Annotated in this window: 14 protein-coding genes and 1 other annotated feature; of the genes, 11 read left to right on the top strand and 3 right to left on the bottom strand. The window is 36.3% G+C overall.

The genetic code is table 11. The features are described from left to right. The first annotated feature begins 40 nt into the window (after nucleotides 1-40). Nucleotides 41-292, top strand: a complete 252-nt coding sequence (locus SJY24_RS28230; RefSeq protein WP_128856027.1) for a helix-turn-helix transcriptional regulator — start codon at nucleotides 41-43, stop codon at nucleotides 290-292. Between the two features lie 12 nt (nucleotides 293-304). Next, the gene (locus SJY24_RS28225) at nucleotides 305-697 is read left to right on the top strand and encodes a hypothetical protein (protein ID WP_377867011.1); all 393 of its coding nucleotides are present in this window, start codon (nucleotides 305-307) and stop codon (nucleotides 695-697) included. Nucleotides 698-743: 46 nt separating this feature from the next. On the opposite strand, the gene SJY24_RS28220 is transcribed toward SJY24_RS28225, so the two are convergent. Together SJY24_RS28220 and SJY24_RS28215 are read right to left on the bottom strand one after the other, a co-directional pair. Continuing rightward, nucleotides 744-2,027 carry an MFS transporter gene (locus SJY24_RS28220; RefSeq protein WP_377867010.1) on the bottom strand — a complete coding sequence of 428 codons (1,284 nt, stop codon included), beginning with the start codon at nucleotides 2,025-2,027 and terminating at the stop codon, nucleotides 744-746. A gap of 108 nt (nucleotides 2,028-2,135) precedes the next feature. After that, nucleotides 2,136-3,449, bottom strand: a complete 1,314-nt coding sequence (locus SJY24_RS28215; protein WP_377867009.1) for an alkaline phosphatase family protein — start codon at nucleotides 3,447-3,449, stop codon at nucleotides 2,136-2,138. Between the two features lie 155 nt (nucleotides 3,450-3,604). Between SJY24_RS28215 and SJY24_RS28210 the strand changes: the two genes are divergently transcribed. Further along, nucleotides 3,605-3,898 carry a YesK-like family protein gene (locus tag SJY24_RS28210; RefSeq protein WP_377867007.1) on the top strand — a complete coding sequence of 98 codons (294 nt, stop codon included), beginning with the start codon at nucleotides 3,605-3,607 and terminating at the stop codon, nucleotides 3,896-3,898. A gap of 93 nt (nucleotides 3,899-3,991) precedes the next feature. Beyond that, nucleotides 3,992-4,200 (top strand) — a binding site (T-box leader). A 46-nt stretch (nucleotides 4,201-4,246) separates the two neighbouring features. Then, on the top strand, nucleotides 4,247-5,677 hold the full coding sequence (gene proS / locus SJY24_RS28205; RefSeq protein WP_377867006.1) for a proline--tRNA ligase: 1,431 nt from the start codon (nucleotides 4,247-4,249) through the stop codon (nucleotides 5,675-5,677). A 116-nt stretch (nucleotides 5,678-5,793) separates the two neighbouring features. Here the strand turns inward: proS and SJY24_RS28200 are convergent, their stop codons facing one another. Beyond that, on the bottom strand, nucleotides 5,794-6,921 hold the full coding sequence (locus tag SJY24_RS28200) for a cell wall anchor protein (RefSeq protein WP_377867005.1): 1,128 nt from the start codon (nucleotides 6,919-6,921) through the stop codon (nucleotides 5,794-5,796). Nucleotides 6,922-7,124: 203 nt separating this feature from the next. On the opposite strand from SJY24_RS28200, the gene SJY24_RS28195 reads away from it, so the two are divergent. The 7 genes from SJY24_RS28195 (at nucleotide 7,125) to SJY24_RS28165 (ending at nucleotide 13,703) form a co-directional block, all read left to right on the top strand. Beyond that, nucleotides 7,125-8,003: an ROK family protein gene (locus tag SJY24_RS28195; protein ID WP_377867004.1), complete on the top strand. Its 879-nt coding sequence runs from the start codon at nucleotides 7,125-7,127 to the stop codon at nucleotides 8,001-8,003. A 128-nt stretch (nucleotides 8,004-8,131) separates the two neighbouring features. Further along, the gene (locus SJY24_RS28190) at nucleotides 8,132-8,728 is read left to right on the top strand and encodes a TerD family protein (protein ID WP_219917002.1); all 597 of its coding nucleotides are present in this window, start codon (nucleotides 8,132-8,134) and stop codon (nucleotides 8,726-8,728) included. A gap of 23 nt (nucleotides 8,729-8,751) precedes the next feature. After that, nucleotides 8,752-9,336, top strand: coding sequence for a TerD family protein (locus SJY24_RS28185; protein WP_377867003.1), 585 nt, complete (start codon nucleotides 8,752-8,754; stop codon nucleotides 9,334-9,336). Between the two features lie 80 nt (nucleotides 9,337-9,416). Beyond that, nucleotides 9,417-9,995, top strand: coding sequence for a TerD family protein (locus tag SJY24_RS28180; protein WP_377867001.1), 579 nt, complete (start codon nucleotides 9,417-9,419; stop codon nucleotides 9,993-9,995). Nucleotides 9,996-10,068: 73 nt separating this feature from the next. Then, entirely contained in the window at nucleotides 10,069-10,860 is a 792-nt protein-coding gene (locus SJY24_RS28175; RefSeq protein ID WP_097881462.1) for a TerC family protein, read from the top strand. 110 nt (nucleotides 10,861-10,970) lie between these two features. Further along, entirely contained in the window at nucleotides 10,971-12,602 is a 1,632-nt protein-coding gene (locus tag SJY24_RS28170) for a YceG family protein (protein WP_377867000.1), read from the top strand. 18 nt (nucleotides 12,603-12,620) lie between these two features. Then, nucleotides 12,621-13,703, top strand: coding sequence for a toxic anion resistance protein (locus SJY24_RS28165; RefSeq protein WP_044739901.1), 1,083 nt, complete (start codon nucleotides 12,621-12,623; stop codon nucleotides 13,701-13,703). Nucleotides 13,704-13,884: the final 181 nt, after the last annotated feature.

Below are 13,884 nucleotides of genomic sequence, written 5' to 3'. Positions count from 1 at the left end.
GAACTGCCCCCTTTTTTCATGGCAATCTTTTGACAATGAAATGTACCGACTATATACTGATGTTGTAAAAATAATTTTACAGGTTAGGAGAAATGGTGTGAAAAATCAAATCTATGAATTACGCACTGAAAATAATATTTCACAAGGTGCATTAGCGGATAAGTGTAACGTATCAAGACAGACGATAAATGCAATTGAGAATAATAAATATGATCCAAGTTTAGCGCTAGCATTCCGTTTAGCTGAAGTGTTAGGAACAACTGTTGATAAATTATTTTTGTACAAGCTTTAGGGGGAGTAGTTGTTGGGGAGAGAGAAAATAAACTTTTTAGTTACGACATTAGTAGCTATAAGTACGCTATTGTTTGGACTTTATTATTGGTTAACTGAACTTCAAGTAAACTGGTATGCACTATTTATTTGTAGCATCGCATTACATTATATGTTTAAAACTTTGGCAGCACATAATGTTGAAGGTGTAAATGAGGAAAAAGAAGATTTAGAAAAACATGTATTAAAAACAAGTGCAAATGTTACATATTATGTGCTCATTGTATTAATTTTTGGTTTGTTTTTCGCATCGGTAGGCTTTAATAAATGGATAGATTTTCATGATATACCGCTTTTATTTGCACTATGTGCCGCTATAGTTGTAAAGCCAGCTGTAGAGTTTTTAATTGTAAGGCGTTATCGTTAAAAATATAAGAAAAAGATCCTCTTCTTGTGTAAAGAGGATCTTTTTCTTATATCGTTTTAGTTTTAGGGGTAGGTGGTGTAATAGATGTATCATTTTCAGGAACTCTAGTTAATAGGAATCCACCGATAATAAACAGAACAATAATACTAAGTACACCAGCGTTTGTTTTTCCGGTTAATTGCGTTGTAACACCGACTAATACTGGACCCATAATCGCGGCAAACTTGCCAAATATATTATAAAATCCGAAGAATTCATTTGCAGATTCTTTAGGTACTAGTTTTGCAAAATAGGACCGACTAAGTGCTTGAATACCACCTTGAGAAGTTGCAACTAACATTGCTAAAATCCAGAAATCGAGTGTCGTTTTTAAGAAATAAGCATATGTGCAGATAATGATATAAATAATGATACCGACATATAGCATTTTTTTACCTGTAAATGTTTCTGATAATTTTCCGTATAATAAAGCGAATGGACAAGCTACAATTTGTGTGACAAATAAGATGATTAATAGATTCGTTGCACTAATACCGAGATCTGTTCCATAAGCGGTAGACATAGTAATAATTGTATCGACCCCGTCAATGTAGAAAAAGTAAGCGATTAGGAACATAAATACAGTTTTATATTCTTTAATATTTTTAAAAGTATCAGCAAGGCGTTTGAAGCTCATTGCAATTGGTCTTGGGTGACGTTCAATATAATGTGTTTGCTCTACATTTTTTAGCATTGGAATTGTAAATAATCCCCACCAAAGAGCTGTTATTGCGAATGAAATTTGACTAGCAATGCCGACTGATAAAGGGATAGTTCCTTTTTGAGCAAGAATAATAAGAGCGATACAACCGATAAAAGGAATTGTGCTCCCGATATAACCTAATGCAAAGCCTCTTGTAGAAATTCGGTCCATTCTATCTTTTGAGGTAACATCTACTAAAAATGCATCATAAAAAATGTTTGCTCCAGCAAAGCCAACTAATGCAAGCATATAGCACCCTAGTAATAAGTACCACTGAGATGTTGGAACAACTGCTAGCATACTTGTAAATACGATGCCAAGTCCAAAGAAGAATGTGAAAAATCTTTTTTTAAACCCTTTATAATCAGCAACTGTGCCGAGAATAGGAGCAAGTATAGAAATTAAAAGTGTAGCGAACGAGTTTGCATATCCCCAATAGGCTGTTGAAGTTGCACCAGATAGTCCAGCTTCTTTTGCAGCTGCTTTAAAGTAAATTGGAAATAATGCAGTTGTAATGACGAGCGAATATACCGAGTTCGCCCAATCGTATAATATCCAGCTTTTTTCTGGTCTGGACATTTTTTTCATATAATGTTCCCCCTTAAATTTGTTCTACTAACAGTGTACAAAAATAAAAATTATAAAAAGAGAAACAGTGATGATTTTTACATAACTTTTACATATATACACAGTTCTTTACAATTGAAGTAAATCCTCTACAATTGCGCCGTCTGTTTCACCTAAGTGCAAACCGAGTAACCTAGCGATAGTCGGACCTTCATCAATCAGTCTCATATACGGAATTGTAACGCCGCTTTGAATACCTTTCCCAGCAGCCATAAAAATTGTTTCATAGTTAGGTTTTATTGGCGAGTAACCATGAGTTCCAAATGTATATTTTTTACTAGGCGTAACATCTTTTGCAGTAATTTCTTTTATAAAATCTCCTGTATAGTTTTCAGTGAAATAATACCCTTCTTGTGCTTCTAACATAAATAAACAATTACCGTCTGCACCGCATTCCTTCGCATCTTCATCATGAAGTATAAATTCAATTCCGTTTTGTTTATTTTGAAGCAGGTCTTCAAGGAGTAGTTGTACTTCTCGAATTGTATCCGTATCGTTTTTGTCTCTCACATATACATAGGCAGACCCGTCGCAACTTTGGCAATAGGCCTTCCAATCTACTAATTTTCCTTTTGAATTTATAGATATAAGCCCTTTTTCATGAAATAGTACATTTAATTGAACGGCTTTGTTTTCACTTAAGGCGCTATGATCGCCAAGTGCAATAATTGTACTTTCTTCGTATATCCCGCTTTCTTTTAATGCATGAATAATTTTTCCAAGGCGTTCGTCGTGTCTGTGGATTGCAGCTATTGTTTCTTTAGACTCAAAGCCATGATAGTGTCTTTGAGTGTCTAAATCAGTAAAATGTACGAACATAACATTTGGCTTTTTCGTATGGATTGTATGTACAGTAGAAGCGAGGACGAAATCATCAAGTTCAGGCTGTGACAGTCCATTTCGTATATGGCCGAAACGACGATTTAAATCTAATTGATATAGCGGACTACCGCTAAATAATGAAACTAAAATTTGATTTTGCCACGGTCTATTTGGAAAAATTTCAGGTAAATTGTAATCAATATTTGCTCTTCCAGTAACAGGCCATAGAAGGGCAGCTGTCGTTAAATTTGCTTTGCGTGCTTCATCGTATAAAGTTGTTCCTTTAATGGACTTTCGATACCAATGCCAATCTGGTGACTCACGTCCTGGTTGAAGTAATGTATTGCTGACAACGCCATGCTTATTAGGATAATTACCGGTTACGATTGTTGAGTGGCTTGGATACGTTACAGAAGGATAAATTGGCTCCACTTTTTCCACAACAGCGCCATTTTTTATTAAACATTGGAAGTTAGGTAGTTTTTGTAATATAGGAAAATCTAAAGCTGATAAGCAATCGAAAGATAAAATAATGACGTGGTTTGTTAATGCTTTATCCATAAAGCTTCCCTCCTGATTATATAAAACCTATTCTTATATATTACTATTAATACCTGGTAATAAAAATATATTTTTGAACAAAAATTCATTATTTATTTTCAGAAAAATTAAACATATAATTAAGTATAAGGGAATGAATGGAAGGAGGGAATACTATGGATTGGCTAGATGGATTTGGTATCTTTTACATCATTGGCGGAATCACGATTATCCTCGTATTTGCTATTTCGTATTTACTAAAGAAACGGTTTCCAGACAAACAGTTCGATATTATATTTGCACTTAGTTTAATACTTCTTTGCTTAGCATCCTTTCCCGCTACAATGATGGTTATTGGTGGATGGGAAGGAATGGGATATGGATTTATTGGTTTCTTCGTTCTACTAGGTACACTTATCGGTATGATTGCACATCAACTTGTAAAAATCTCTCGAAAAAGCTACGTATAAAACTGCAAAAAATGAAAAGAATATATAATAATAAGAAAATTAGCTATTGTTTAAAAAAAGAATTTGTATTATGATAATCAACAAATTTATTTCGTTATAACGATGAAAAAGGACTAGTACATGTTCAACCTTTTTAGCAGAGAGAGAATCCGCCAGGCTGAAAGATTCTTAAAAAGGCAATATGGAACCTGCCTTTGAGTTCTGCATATGCAGCGGGAAATTCCCGTTATCAAAAAGAGAGCATACTCAATTTTTTTGTGTATGAATCAGGGTGGTAACGCCGACAAAGCTCGGTCCCTATTTGGGGACACGGGCTTTTTTGTATTTTCTAAAGGAGGAAGAAGGACTATGGCAAAAGAACAGGTACAAACTATTACGAAGATGGAAGAGGACTTTGCGCAGTGGTATACCGATATCGTAAAAAAAGCTGAACTCGTGGACTATTCAAGTGTAAAAGGATGTATGATTCTACGTCCGTACGGTTATGCCTTATGGGAAAATATGCAGAAAGTGATGGATGAAAAGTTAAAAGAATCTGGTCATGAAAATGTGTATATGCCAATGTTTATTCCGGAGAGTTTATTGCAAAAAGAGAAGGATCATGTGGAAGGGTTTGCTCCTGAAGTAGCATGGGTTACTCATGGTGGGGATGAAAAATTAGCGGAAAGACTTTGTGTACGCCCTACATCTGAAACTTTATTCTGTGAGCATTTTTCAAAGATTGTGCAATCATATAATGATTTGCCAAAGCTATATAATCAGTGGTGTTCAGTAGTTCGTTGGGAGAAGACGACGAGACCATTCCTTCGTACAACTGAATTTTTATGGCAAGAAGGTCATACGATTCATGAAACGGCAGAAGAATCACAAGCTGAAACATTAAATATTTTAAATCTATATGCTTCTTTTTGTGAAGATTACTTAGCAATACCAGTAATTAAAGGGCAAAAAACAGAAAAAGAAAAGTTTGCAGGAGCAAAGGCAACTTATACGATTGAAAGTTTAATGCATGATGGAAAAGCGCTTCAAACAGGAACATCTCATAACTTTGGAACGAACTTCTCAGAAGCATTTGATATTAAGTTTTTAGATCGTAACGGTAAATGGCAATATGTACACCAAACATCTTGGGGTGTATCAACAAGAATGATAGGTGGACTTATTATGGTTCATAGCGATAATAATGGACTTGTAATGCCGCCGAAAGTTGCACCAGTGCAAGTTGTTATTGTCCCTATTGCTCAGCATAAAGAAGGCGTTTTAGAAAAAGCAACAGAGTTACAAGGGCGTATTCAAAAGGTTGCGCGAGTAAAAATAGATGCTAGTAATAAAACACCTGGCTGGAAATTTAATGAGTATGAAATGAAGGGTGTTCCAATTAGATTAGAAGTTGGTCCAAAGGATATTGAAAAGAATCAAGTTGTACTTGTAAGAAGAGATACGAAGGAAAAAGAATTTATATCAATGGATCAATTAGAAGAACGAATTCCAGCATTACTTGAGGAGATTCATCATTATTTATTTAATAAAGCAAAAGTATTTCGCGATGAGAATACGTATAGTGCGACGAATTTCGAAGAGATGAAAAAAGTAGCAGATGAAAAGCAAGGGTTTATTAAAGCAATGTGGTGCGGAGAATTAGCTTGTGAAGAGAAGCTAAAAGAAGAAGTTGGTGTATCTTCACGCTGTATGCCTTTTGAGCAAGAGCATTTAGCTGACGAATGTATTTGTTGTGGTAAAGAAGCTAAGAAAATGGTGTATTGGGGAAAAGCGTATTAATGCTCTTTTTGATAGATGATGAAAAGGACTTTGGGGTGCATAATAAAATGCAATCCAAAGTCCTTTTTAGTTTTACAATTTGTTTCATGTATTTTTTAGATGGAAGGATGTTGTTTTTATTTTGCGTTTTTACGACGAATAAATAGTAACACACCAATTAGGAATGTCGAAATCCCCATTAAAATTGATGCAGGGTAATGTGTTGCAGTATTAGGTAACTTATCGCCTTGTTTTTTCGCATTATCTTTTACATTGCCACCGTGAGAACCGTTTCCACCCTGAGAACTGCTATCGCCTTTAATATGGTTGCCGCCTTGAGAGCCGTTTCCACCCTGAGAACTGCTATCGCCTTTAACACGGTTACCGCCCTGAGAACCACTGCCACCAGAACCGTTGCCACCAGAACCGCTGCCACCAGAGCCATTGCCGCCAGAACCATTACCACCAGAACCACTGCCACCAGAACCGTTGCCACCAGAACCGTTGCCACCAGAACCATTGCCACCAGAACCGCTGCCACCAGAACCATTGCCGCCAGAACCGCTGTCACCAGAGCCATTGTCGCCAGAACCATTACCACCAGAACCGCTGCCACCAGAGCCATTGCCGTCAGAACTGCCGCCACCAGAACCGCTGCCACCAGAGCCATTGCCGCCAGAACCATTGCCGCCAGAACCGTTGCCACCAGAACCACTGCCACCAGAACCATTGCCACCAGAACCGTTGCCGTCAGAACCATTGCCACCAGAACCATTGCCACCAGAACCATTGCCACCAGAACCATTGCCACCAGAACCGCTGCCACCAGAACCATTGCCACCAGAACCATTGCCACCAGAACCGCTGCCACCAGAACCATTGCCACCAGAACCGTTGCCACCAGAACCATTGCCACCAGAACCGTTGCCACCAGAACCGTTGCCACCAGAACCGCTGCCGTCAGAACCGTTGCCACCAGAACCGCTGCCACCAGAACCATTGCCACCAGAACCGTCACCACCAGAACCACTGCCGCCAGAGCCGTTACCGCCAGAACCACTGCCACCAGAACCACTATCGTCCTGAGAACCATTGTTTCCTGGAGGTTTATTATTATCTTTTGAATTACCTTCTGCTAAATTATCGTTATTTTGTACAATAGCGTTTGTTATTGGATGGAAGTTTTCCGTTGCGGCATTACCAATATTTAAGCCGCTAAAAAAGGATAAAGAAAGTGTTGATGCTAAAATGAAGATTTTCGTCATTGTTTTCCTCCTAAGAAATTAATATTCCATCTAAAATACATCCCTTTGTAATATTTCATAGGAAAAAGGGTTTTATGCAAAAAAAACTATATATAGAAAAAGGTGGTGTATTTCTAAAGGGAGAAAAGAGTTAATGTAAATTTCCTACAAATAGTAGAGCGATGGAGAATTTACACTCATAACAGTAGAGGAAGTGGCAACGGATGAAAGAATATATTGCATTTGATATTGGTGGTACGCAAATTAAATATGGAATTGTTTCAGAAATAGGGGCAGTACTAATGCATAAAAAGGTCCCAACAGAAATTCACTTGGGCGGGGAACAAATTATTCAAAAGCTTATATATTTATCAAAAAAATTAATGACTGAACATACTATTTCAGGAATTGGTATTAGTACAGCGGGAATTGTTAATATTTATAAAGGGGTTGTAACGGGAGGGGTGGATCATATTCCGGACTACGCTACCATTCCTATTATTGCTAGATTGCAAGAGGTATTACAAGTTCCTGTGTCCGTTGAAAATGATGTGAATTGTGCAGTTTTGGGAGAGACATGGAAAGGTATTGGAAATGGAAAAAGAAATTTTATTATGCTTACTCTTGGAACTGGTATTGGAGGAGCGATTTTTATAGATGGAGAGTTATACAGAGGGCATTCGTTTAGTGCTGGCGAGTGGGGAAATATGTTAATAGAAGGGAAGACGTTTGAAGAGGTTGCGTCAATTTCAGGGTTAATTCGTCTTGTACGAAAATATAAAGGTGAAAGTAATTGGAATGGAAAAACAATTTTCGAATTGTATGATAAAGGAGATAGGGAAGTTACGCAAGCAGTTGAGGTTTTCTTTAAACATTTAGCGATTGGAATTAGTAACCTTGCTTATATTCTTAATCCAGAAATGATTGTTATAGGTGGAGGAATTACTGATAGAGGAAATAAGTTCTTAAAAGAAGTAAAAGAAGAGGTAGAAAAATATTTAAACAAAGAGATTTATAGTAATTGTGAAATTGAACTTGCACAAAACGGTAATTGCGCAGGAATGATTGGTGCTATTTACCACTTCTTACATCATCATAAGTAAATTATATGAATGTTTTCATATAACTGAGAATTTATCCTTTTTATCACTAGATAAATAATGCTACAATATAAGGGAAGAATACAATATTTTCCGCCTTGGAAAATGCTTTGTAGAAAGGAAGAAACTTCATGCCTATTATTTTAGAAAAAGGTCAAAAGATCGATTTAACGAAAGGACAACCGAGAGTAGCAAAACTGCAGGTTGGCTTGGGCTGGGATCCAATTGGGCAATCAGGTGGGTTTCTGTCTTCATTATTTGGAAGTAAACCAAATGTAGATTGTGATGCATCTGTTGTTATGTTAGAAGGGGATCATTTTTTAAACAAAAACGATTTAGTTTACTTCGGAAACAAGCTTTCTACTTGTGGTAGTATTATTCATTCAGGAGATAATTTAACAGGTGAAGGCGCTGGTGATGACGAAACAATTTTCGTAGAATTACATAAAGTTCCGAGCCGTATTAATCGTTTAGTATTCGTTGTAAATATTTATGACTGTGTAAATCGCCGCCAAGATTTCGGGATGATTCGTAATGCATATATTCGTATTCAAAACCCGCAAACTGGTGAAGAATTAGCACGCTATAATTTATCGGATAATTATGCTGGCAAAACGACTCTAATTGCAGGTGAAATGTATCGAGACGGAAACGAATGGAAGTTTTCAGCAGTTGGAGAAGGAACACAAGATAAAAACTTAAGTGAGATTGTATCACGTTACCAATAAGATAAACCAAGGAGGAATTGAATATGGCATCAATTTCATTGAAAAAAGGACAAAAGGTAGACTTAACAAAAACAAATCCAGGTCTTTCAAAAGTTCTTGTAGGACTTGGTTGGGATACGAATCGTTATGACGGACAAAACGATTTCGATTTAGATGTTAGTATTTTCTTAGTAGGTGCTAACGGTAAAGTTTCAGGTGCAGAGGATTTCGTCTTCTATAATAACCCAAAAGGTGCAAATGGTGCTGTAGAGCATTTAGGAGATAACCGAACTGGCGAAGGTGAAGGTGATGACGAATCGATTAAAATAGATTTAAAAAACGTTCCATCACATATTGAACGGATTTGCTTCACAATCACAATTTACGATGGAGAAGGCCGTAGCCAAAACTTCGGACAAGTTTCTAACTCTTTCGTACGTATTTTAGATGAAGAAAAGAATGCAGAGTTAATTCGTTACGATTTAGGAGAAGACTTCTCTATTGAAACAGCTGTTGTAGTAGGGGAATTATACCGTCATGCAGGTGACTGGAAGTTCAATGCAATCGGAAGTGGATTCCAAGGTGGATTAGGTTCTCTATGTAATAACTTTGGTTTAGATGTAGAGTAATAGATTTATATATCCATCAGTGAAATGTATATTTACTGATGGATATATTTTTTAAGATTAAAATATAGAGGTGAATATAAATGGTTATTCAATTGCAAAAAGGACAGAAAATTGATTTAGGTAAGACAAGCCCTGGTTTAACAAAAGCAGTAATTGGTCTTGGATGGGATATCAAATCTTATGACGGTGGATCAGATTTCGATTTAGATGCATCTGCCTTTTTATTAGATGCGAACGGAAAATGTACGAAGGAAACTGATTTTATCTTCTATAATAATTTACAGTCTCCTTGTGGATCTGTTCTACATACAGGAGATAACCGTACAGGTGAAGGTGAAGGCGACGATGAGCAACTTGTTGTGGACTTGAAGAAAGTTCCAGCAGATGTGCACAGAATTGCTATTACAGTTACAATTTATGATGGAGAAGGCCGTAATCAAAACTTTGGGCAGGTTGCAAATGCATTCGTTCGTTTAGCAAATGAAGAAACAAACGAAGAAGTTCTTCGTTTTGATTTAGGAGAAGATTTCTCTATTGAAACAGCAGTTGTCTTTTGTGAATTATACCGTCATAATGGACAGTGGAAGTTTAATGCAGTAGGAAGCGGTTTCCAAGGTGGCTTAGGTGCGCTTGTAAGAGCGTATGGCTTGGATGCATAAGAGGGGAAACGACATTCGTTTCCTTTTTTTGACCTTTCTATAAATCTAGCAAAGAATAGGGGATAAAGGTAAGATGAGTATTTTGCAAGGAATCCTTGATACGTATGCTCAGTTTTTCGACTTGGACATGTGGATTAAAGTGTTGCAAGATCCAGTATCTTGGGGATTAATTGGTACACTTGTTGTGCTTGAAGGATTGTTATCTGCTGATAACGCACTTGTGTTAGCAGTAATGGTAAAACACCTTCCGGAAGAGAAACGTAAAAAAGCATTATTCTATGGACTTATTGGAGCTTATGTATTCCGCTTTATTGCAATTGGAATCGGAATGTTCTTAATTAAATTAGCATGGGTAAAAGTGTTAGGTGCACTTTACTTAGCTTGGCTTTCAATTAAATACTTCATTGATAAACGAAAAGGTAATGCAGAAGAAGAGGAAGCTCATGGTATGAACCAAAATAGTATTCTCTTCAGAATGTTTGGTGTCTTCTGGGGAACGGTTGCGATGGTTGAATTAATGGATATCGCTTTCTCTGTAGATAGTGTTCTTGCTGCATTTGGTGTATCGAATGAAGTTTGGATTTTACTATTAGGTGGAATGCTCGGTATTTTAATGATGCGTGGTATTGCTGGTGTATTCTTAAAGTTGTTAGAGCGTATTCCAGAATTGGAAACGACAGCATATATTTTAATTTTAATTATTGCAGCAAAAATGCTACTGTCTGTCATTCATATTGAAATAAGTCATATGCTGTTCTTTATTATTTTAGTAATAGCGTTTGGAGCAACATTTATACTTCACTACATGAAGAATTCTGGACAAGCTAAAGAAGAAGTTGCAGCTACTAAAAATGAACATAAATAATTGAAATGGGTTTGCTCGTTATACGAGCGCCCATTTTTTATAACTAAAAATAGTTTATAATAGAAGAGAGACTTTATAAAAAACGTAAATGTTTTTGGAGGTGAACTGTTGTGTTCTCACGTTTTACACTTCAACCATGTGCATTAAAAGAAGAATCAGATTTAAAGCAATTTGAAGCGCTTTTAGAAAAACGCCCACAATATGAACTGACAGAGAATGAGATGAAATTTAGTTATATAGCAACTCGTATTCTTGGTGTTCCCAATGATGTAGATGAATATTTTAATGAGTTATTTGATTATAGTGAAGCAAAAGGGATTGAGGTTTTGCATGAACAAAATTTAAATAAGGTGATTGATCCCGAAAAACTGCGCCATATTCAAGAAGTTTTTGCATTACATCAAGAAGCACCGAATGGACTTACAGTAAATAGACTTGTAGCCCATTTGTCTGGAAAACAACTATTACCACAAGTAGACAATCCTGATTTACAGCATTATATACATACGACGTTTATTTCCGTATTAAAATTGTATGAAAAACAACATAATCAATCTTTAAAAACAGAAGGGTTCCGTCGTTTTTTAATCGATATGATTAAATTAAGTGAAAATTACGTAGCGAAGTGGTTCTCTACGATTAATTATAAGAAACAAATGCCGCGTATCGTTTGGTACGGTGATGCGACGGAGAGTCGTATATATTTCTTATACTTTCTTATTATGCTCGGCTGCGATGTACTTTATTATCACCCTGAAGGAAAAGATGGGTTTGAGAGTGTAGATGAGGAAGGAAGGACTTTTGTCGTATCTCATTTGGGCCGTATTTCATTGGAGCCATTTCCTAATCGGCGTCGTGAGCGCGTCGCAACAGTAGCTTATCAAGCTTCAAAAGAAATCGAGCAAGTACTTCACCACGATAATTCACTGCTGTACAAGCCATGGCAATTCCGTTCATATACACCTGTAGCACGTACATTAAAAACAACATATGATGAACTCTTTTTAATTACGAAAGAAAAGGCATTTGTACGCCCAACCTTCTTTGTTGAAAATAAGCATATTTATATTCCTTCTTTATTTGCAAAAATATCAGGTGTGTCAAAGAATGATAAAGAATATTTTCAACGATTAAAGGCTGTTACATCATTTGATAACAGTTTATTAATTAATACATTTCCATTTACGAAAGAACAAAAAGCGAATTTCCAATATCATTACCGGGATGCTTTAGACCGCGGAGGAAAGTTACATCCGGATTTAATTATGAATAGCCATTGGTGGCCACATAAACGTTTACCAGAAGGTTTACAACATGGTATTGCAGAGGCAATCATTCATACGTGCGAAAGTGAAATGTGTAAACCAATTGCGAAAGAGACGAAACAAGATGTAGCACTGTATGTTTTCGCACAGCTTTCTCAAATCCCGCCGAACATTTTAGAGCAGCTTGAGAAATTTGATTATTCGCAAGAAGTACCGAAAATTGTTATATTTAATAATGAGAAGAGTGGAGAATTAAGCCGTTCTGATGCTGTTTTATTATTGTTTTTAAATCAAATTGGAGTAGATGTATTCCACTTCAATCCAACTGGGAGAAACGATATTGAACCGTATATTGAAGTAGGAGCATTTGATTCACATTGGCTTGAAGAAGTTAATTTCGATCTTGAGTTTCATGGTTCATCAGCCTATAAAAATTTATCACAAACAATAAAAGGACTATTTCGTCCATTTTTATAAGGAAAGGGAGAATACCATATGAATAACCCAGTCGTACTAGATTCGAAAACAGAATTGAATGAGCAAACTGCACAAGATGTTCGTTTACAACTTAGACAAGATGCGGAAGTGCAACGTATTTATAATGCGGTAGATATTAAAGATCAATTAGAATTAATCGAGCTTGGAAAAGAACCATCTATGGAAATTTCACGTTTCGCTGATCAAATTTTACATACAATGTCTTTATCAAAAATAGAAGACTCTGGCGAATTATTAAAACAGCTTGGTAAAATTATGGACAGATTTGATAGTAAAGACTTTGCGGAAGAGAAAAGTGGTTTCTTCTCACGCATGTTCAAAAAAGCAGATAAAATGATTGAACAAATCTTTAGTAAGTATCAGACAATGGGTCGCGAAATGGATAAAGTATACGTAGAAATTACGAAGTATCAAGATGAAATGAAAAAATCAATTGGTACATTAGATGGCCTGTATGAGCAAAACTTAAAGTATTATTTAGATTTAGAAAAATACGTAGTAGCAGGGGAAATGTTATTAGAGCGTTTAAATACAGAGTTAGTTCCGATGTACGAAGAGCGCGTACGTAATAATGATCAGTTAGCAGGTATTGAATTAGAATCGCTTAAAAACTCTGTTGAAATTTTAGAACAACGTATTGATGACTTAGAAAAAGCGCGTATGGTTGCTCTATTAACAGCGCCACAAATTCGTATGGTTCAACGTGGTAACAACAAATTAATCGGTAAAATCAATACAGCATTTATTACAACGATTCCTATCTTTAAAAATGGTATTATTCAAGCGGTAAATGCGAAGCGTCAAAAGCTTGTTGCAGATTCTATGGCTGAACTTGATCGCCGTACAAATGAATTACTTAAGAAAAATGCACAAAATATCGCAACACAAAGTGTGGAAGTAGCGAGATTATCAGGTTCTTCTAGTATTAAGATGGAAACACTTGAGGAAACTTGGAATATTATTTCAAGAGGTATGCAAGAAACACAACAAATTGAAGAACAAAATAAACGTGAGCGTGAAGAAAGTCGTAAGCGTATGGCTGCATTAACTGAGAACATCAAAAAAGAATTACAAGGCTAAAGTGAAACTTTAATCAGTGGGGGTTTTGTTCATCCCCACTGATTATTAGCCTTCACCAATCGGGCGTTTACGGACAGTGGATCTCCCACCTAACTTCTTTGCTCCAGCCGAATTTTGAGATGGGAGTTTTACTGCACGACAAATAGCGGGGTAAATGAAAAGGCAATGAGGAATATTCCTC

This window comes from Bacillus sp. R86525, from assembly GCF_042466195.1.
Taxonomy (GTDB): Bacteria; Bacillota; Bacilli; order Bacillales; family Bacillaceae_G; genus Bacillus_A; species Bacillus_A nitratireducens.
This window is presented reverse-complemented; position numbering and strand designations above follow the sequence as displayed.

Coding starts and splice junctions, on each gene's coding strand:
- SJY24_RS28230 (WP_128856027.1), top strand. CDS start 41: ATGTACCGACTATATACTGATGTTGTAAAAATAATTTTACAGGTTAGG.
- SJY24_RS28220 (WP_377867010.1), bottom strand. CDS start 2,027: ATGAAAAAAATGTCCAGACCAGAAAAAAGCTGGATATTATACGATTGG.
- SJY24_RS28215 (WP_377867009.1), bottom strand. CDS start 3,449: ATGGATAAAGCATTAACAAACCACGTCATTATTTTATCTTTCGATTGC.
- SJY24_RS28210 (WP_377867007.1), top strand. CDS start 3,605: ATGGATTGGCTAGATGGATTTGGTATCTTTTACATCATTGGCGGAATC.
- proS (WP_377867006.1), top strand. CDS start 4,247: ATGGCAAAAGAACAGGTACAAACTATTACGAAGATGGAAGAGGACTTT.
- SJY24_RS28200 (WP_377867005.1), bottom strand. CDS start 6,921: ATGACGAAAATCTTCATTTTAGCATCAACACTTTCTTTATCCTTTTTT.
- SJY24_RS28195 (WP_377867004.1), top strand. CDS start 7,125: ATGAAAGAATATATTGCATTTGATATTGGTGGTACGCAAATTAAATAT.
- SJY24_RS28190 (WP_219917002.1), top strand. CDS start 8,132: ATGCCTATTATTTTAGAAAAAGGTCAAAAGATCGATTTAACGAAAGGA.
- SJY24_RS28185 (WP_377867003.1), top strand. CDS start 8,752: ATGGCATCAATTTCATTGAAAAAAGGACAAAAGGTAGACTTAACAAAA.
- SJY24_RS28180 (WP_377867001.1), top strand. CDS start 9,417: ATGGTTATTCAATTGCAAAAAGGACAGAAAATTGATTTAGGTAAGACA.
- SJY24_RS28175 (WP_097881462.1), top strand. CDS start 10,069: ATGAGTATTTTGCAAGGAATCCTTGATACGTATGCTCAGTTTTTCGAC.
- SJY24_RS28165 (WP_044739901.1), top strand. CDS start 12,621: ATGAATAACCCAGTCGTACTAGATTCGAAAACAGAATTGAATGAGCAA.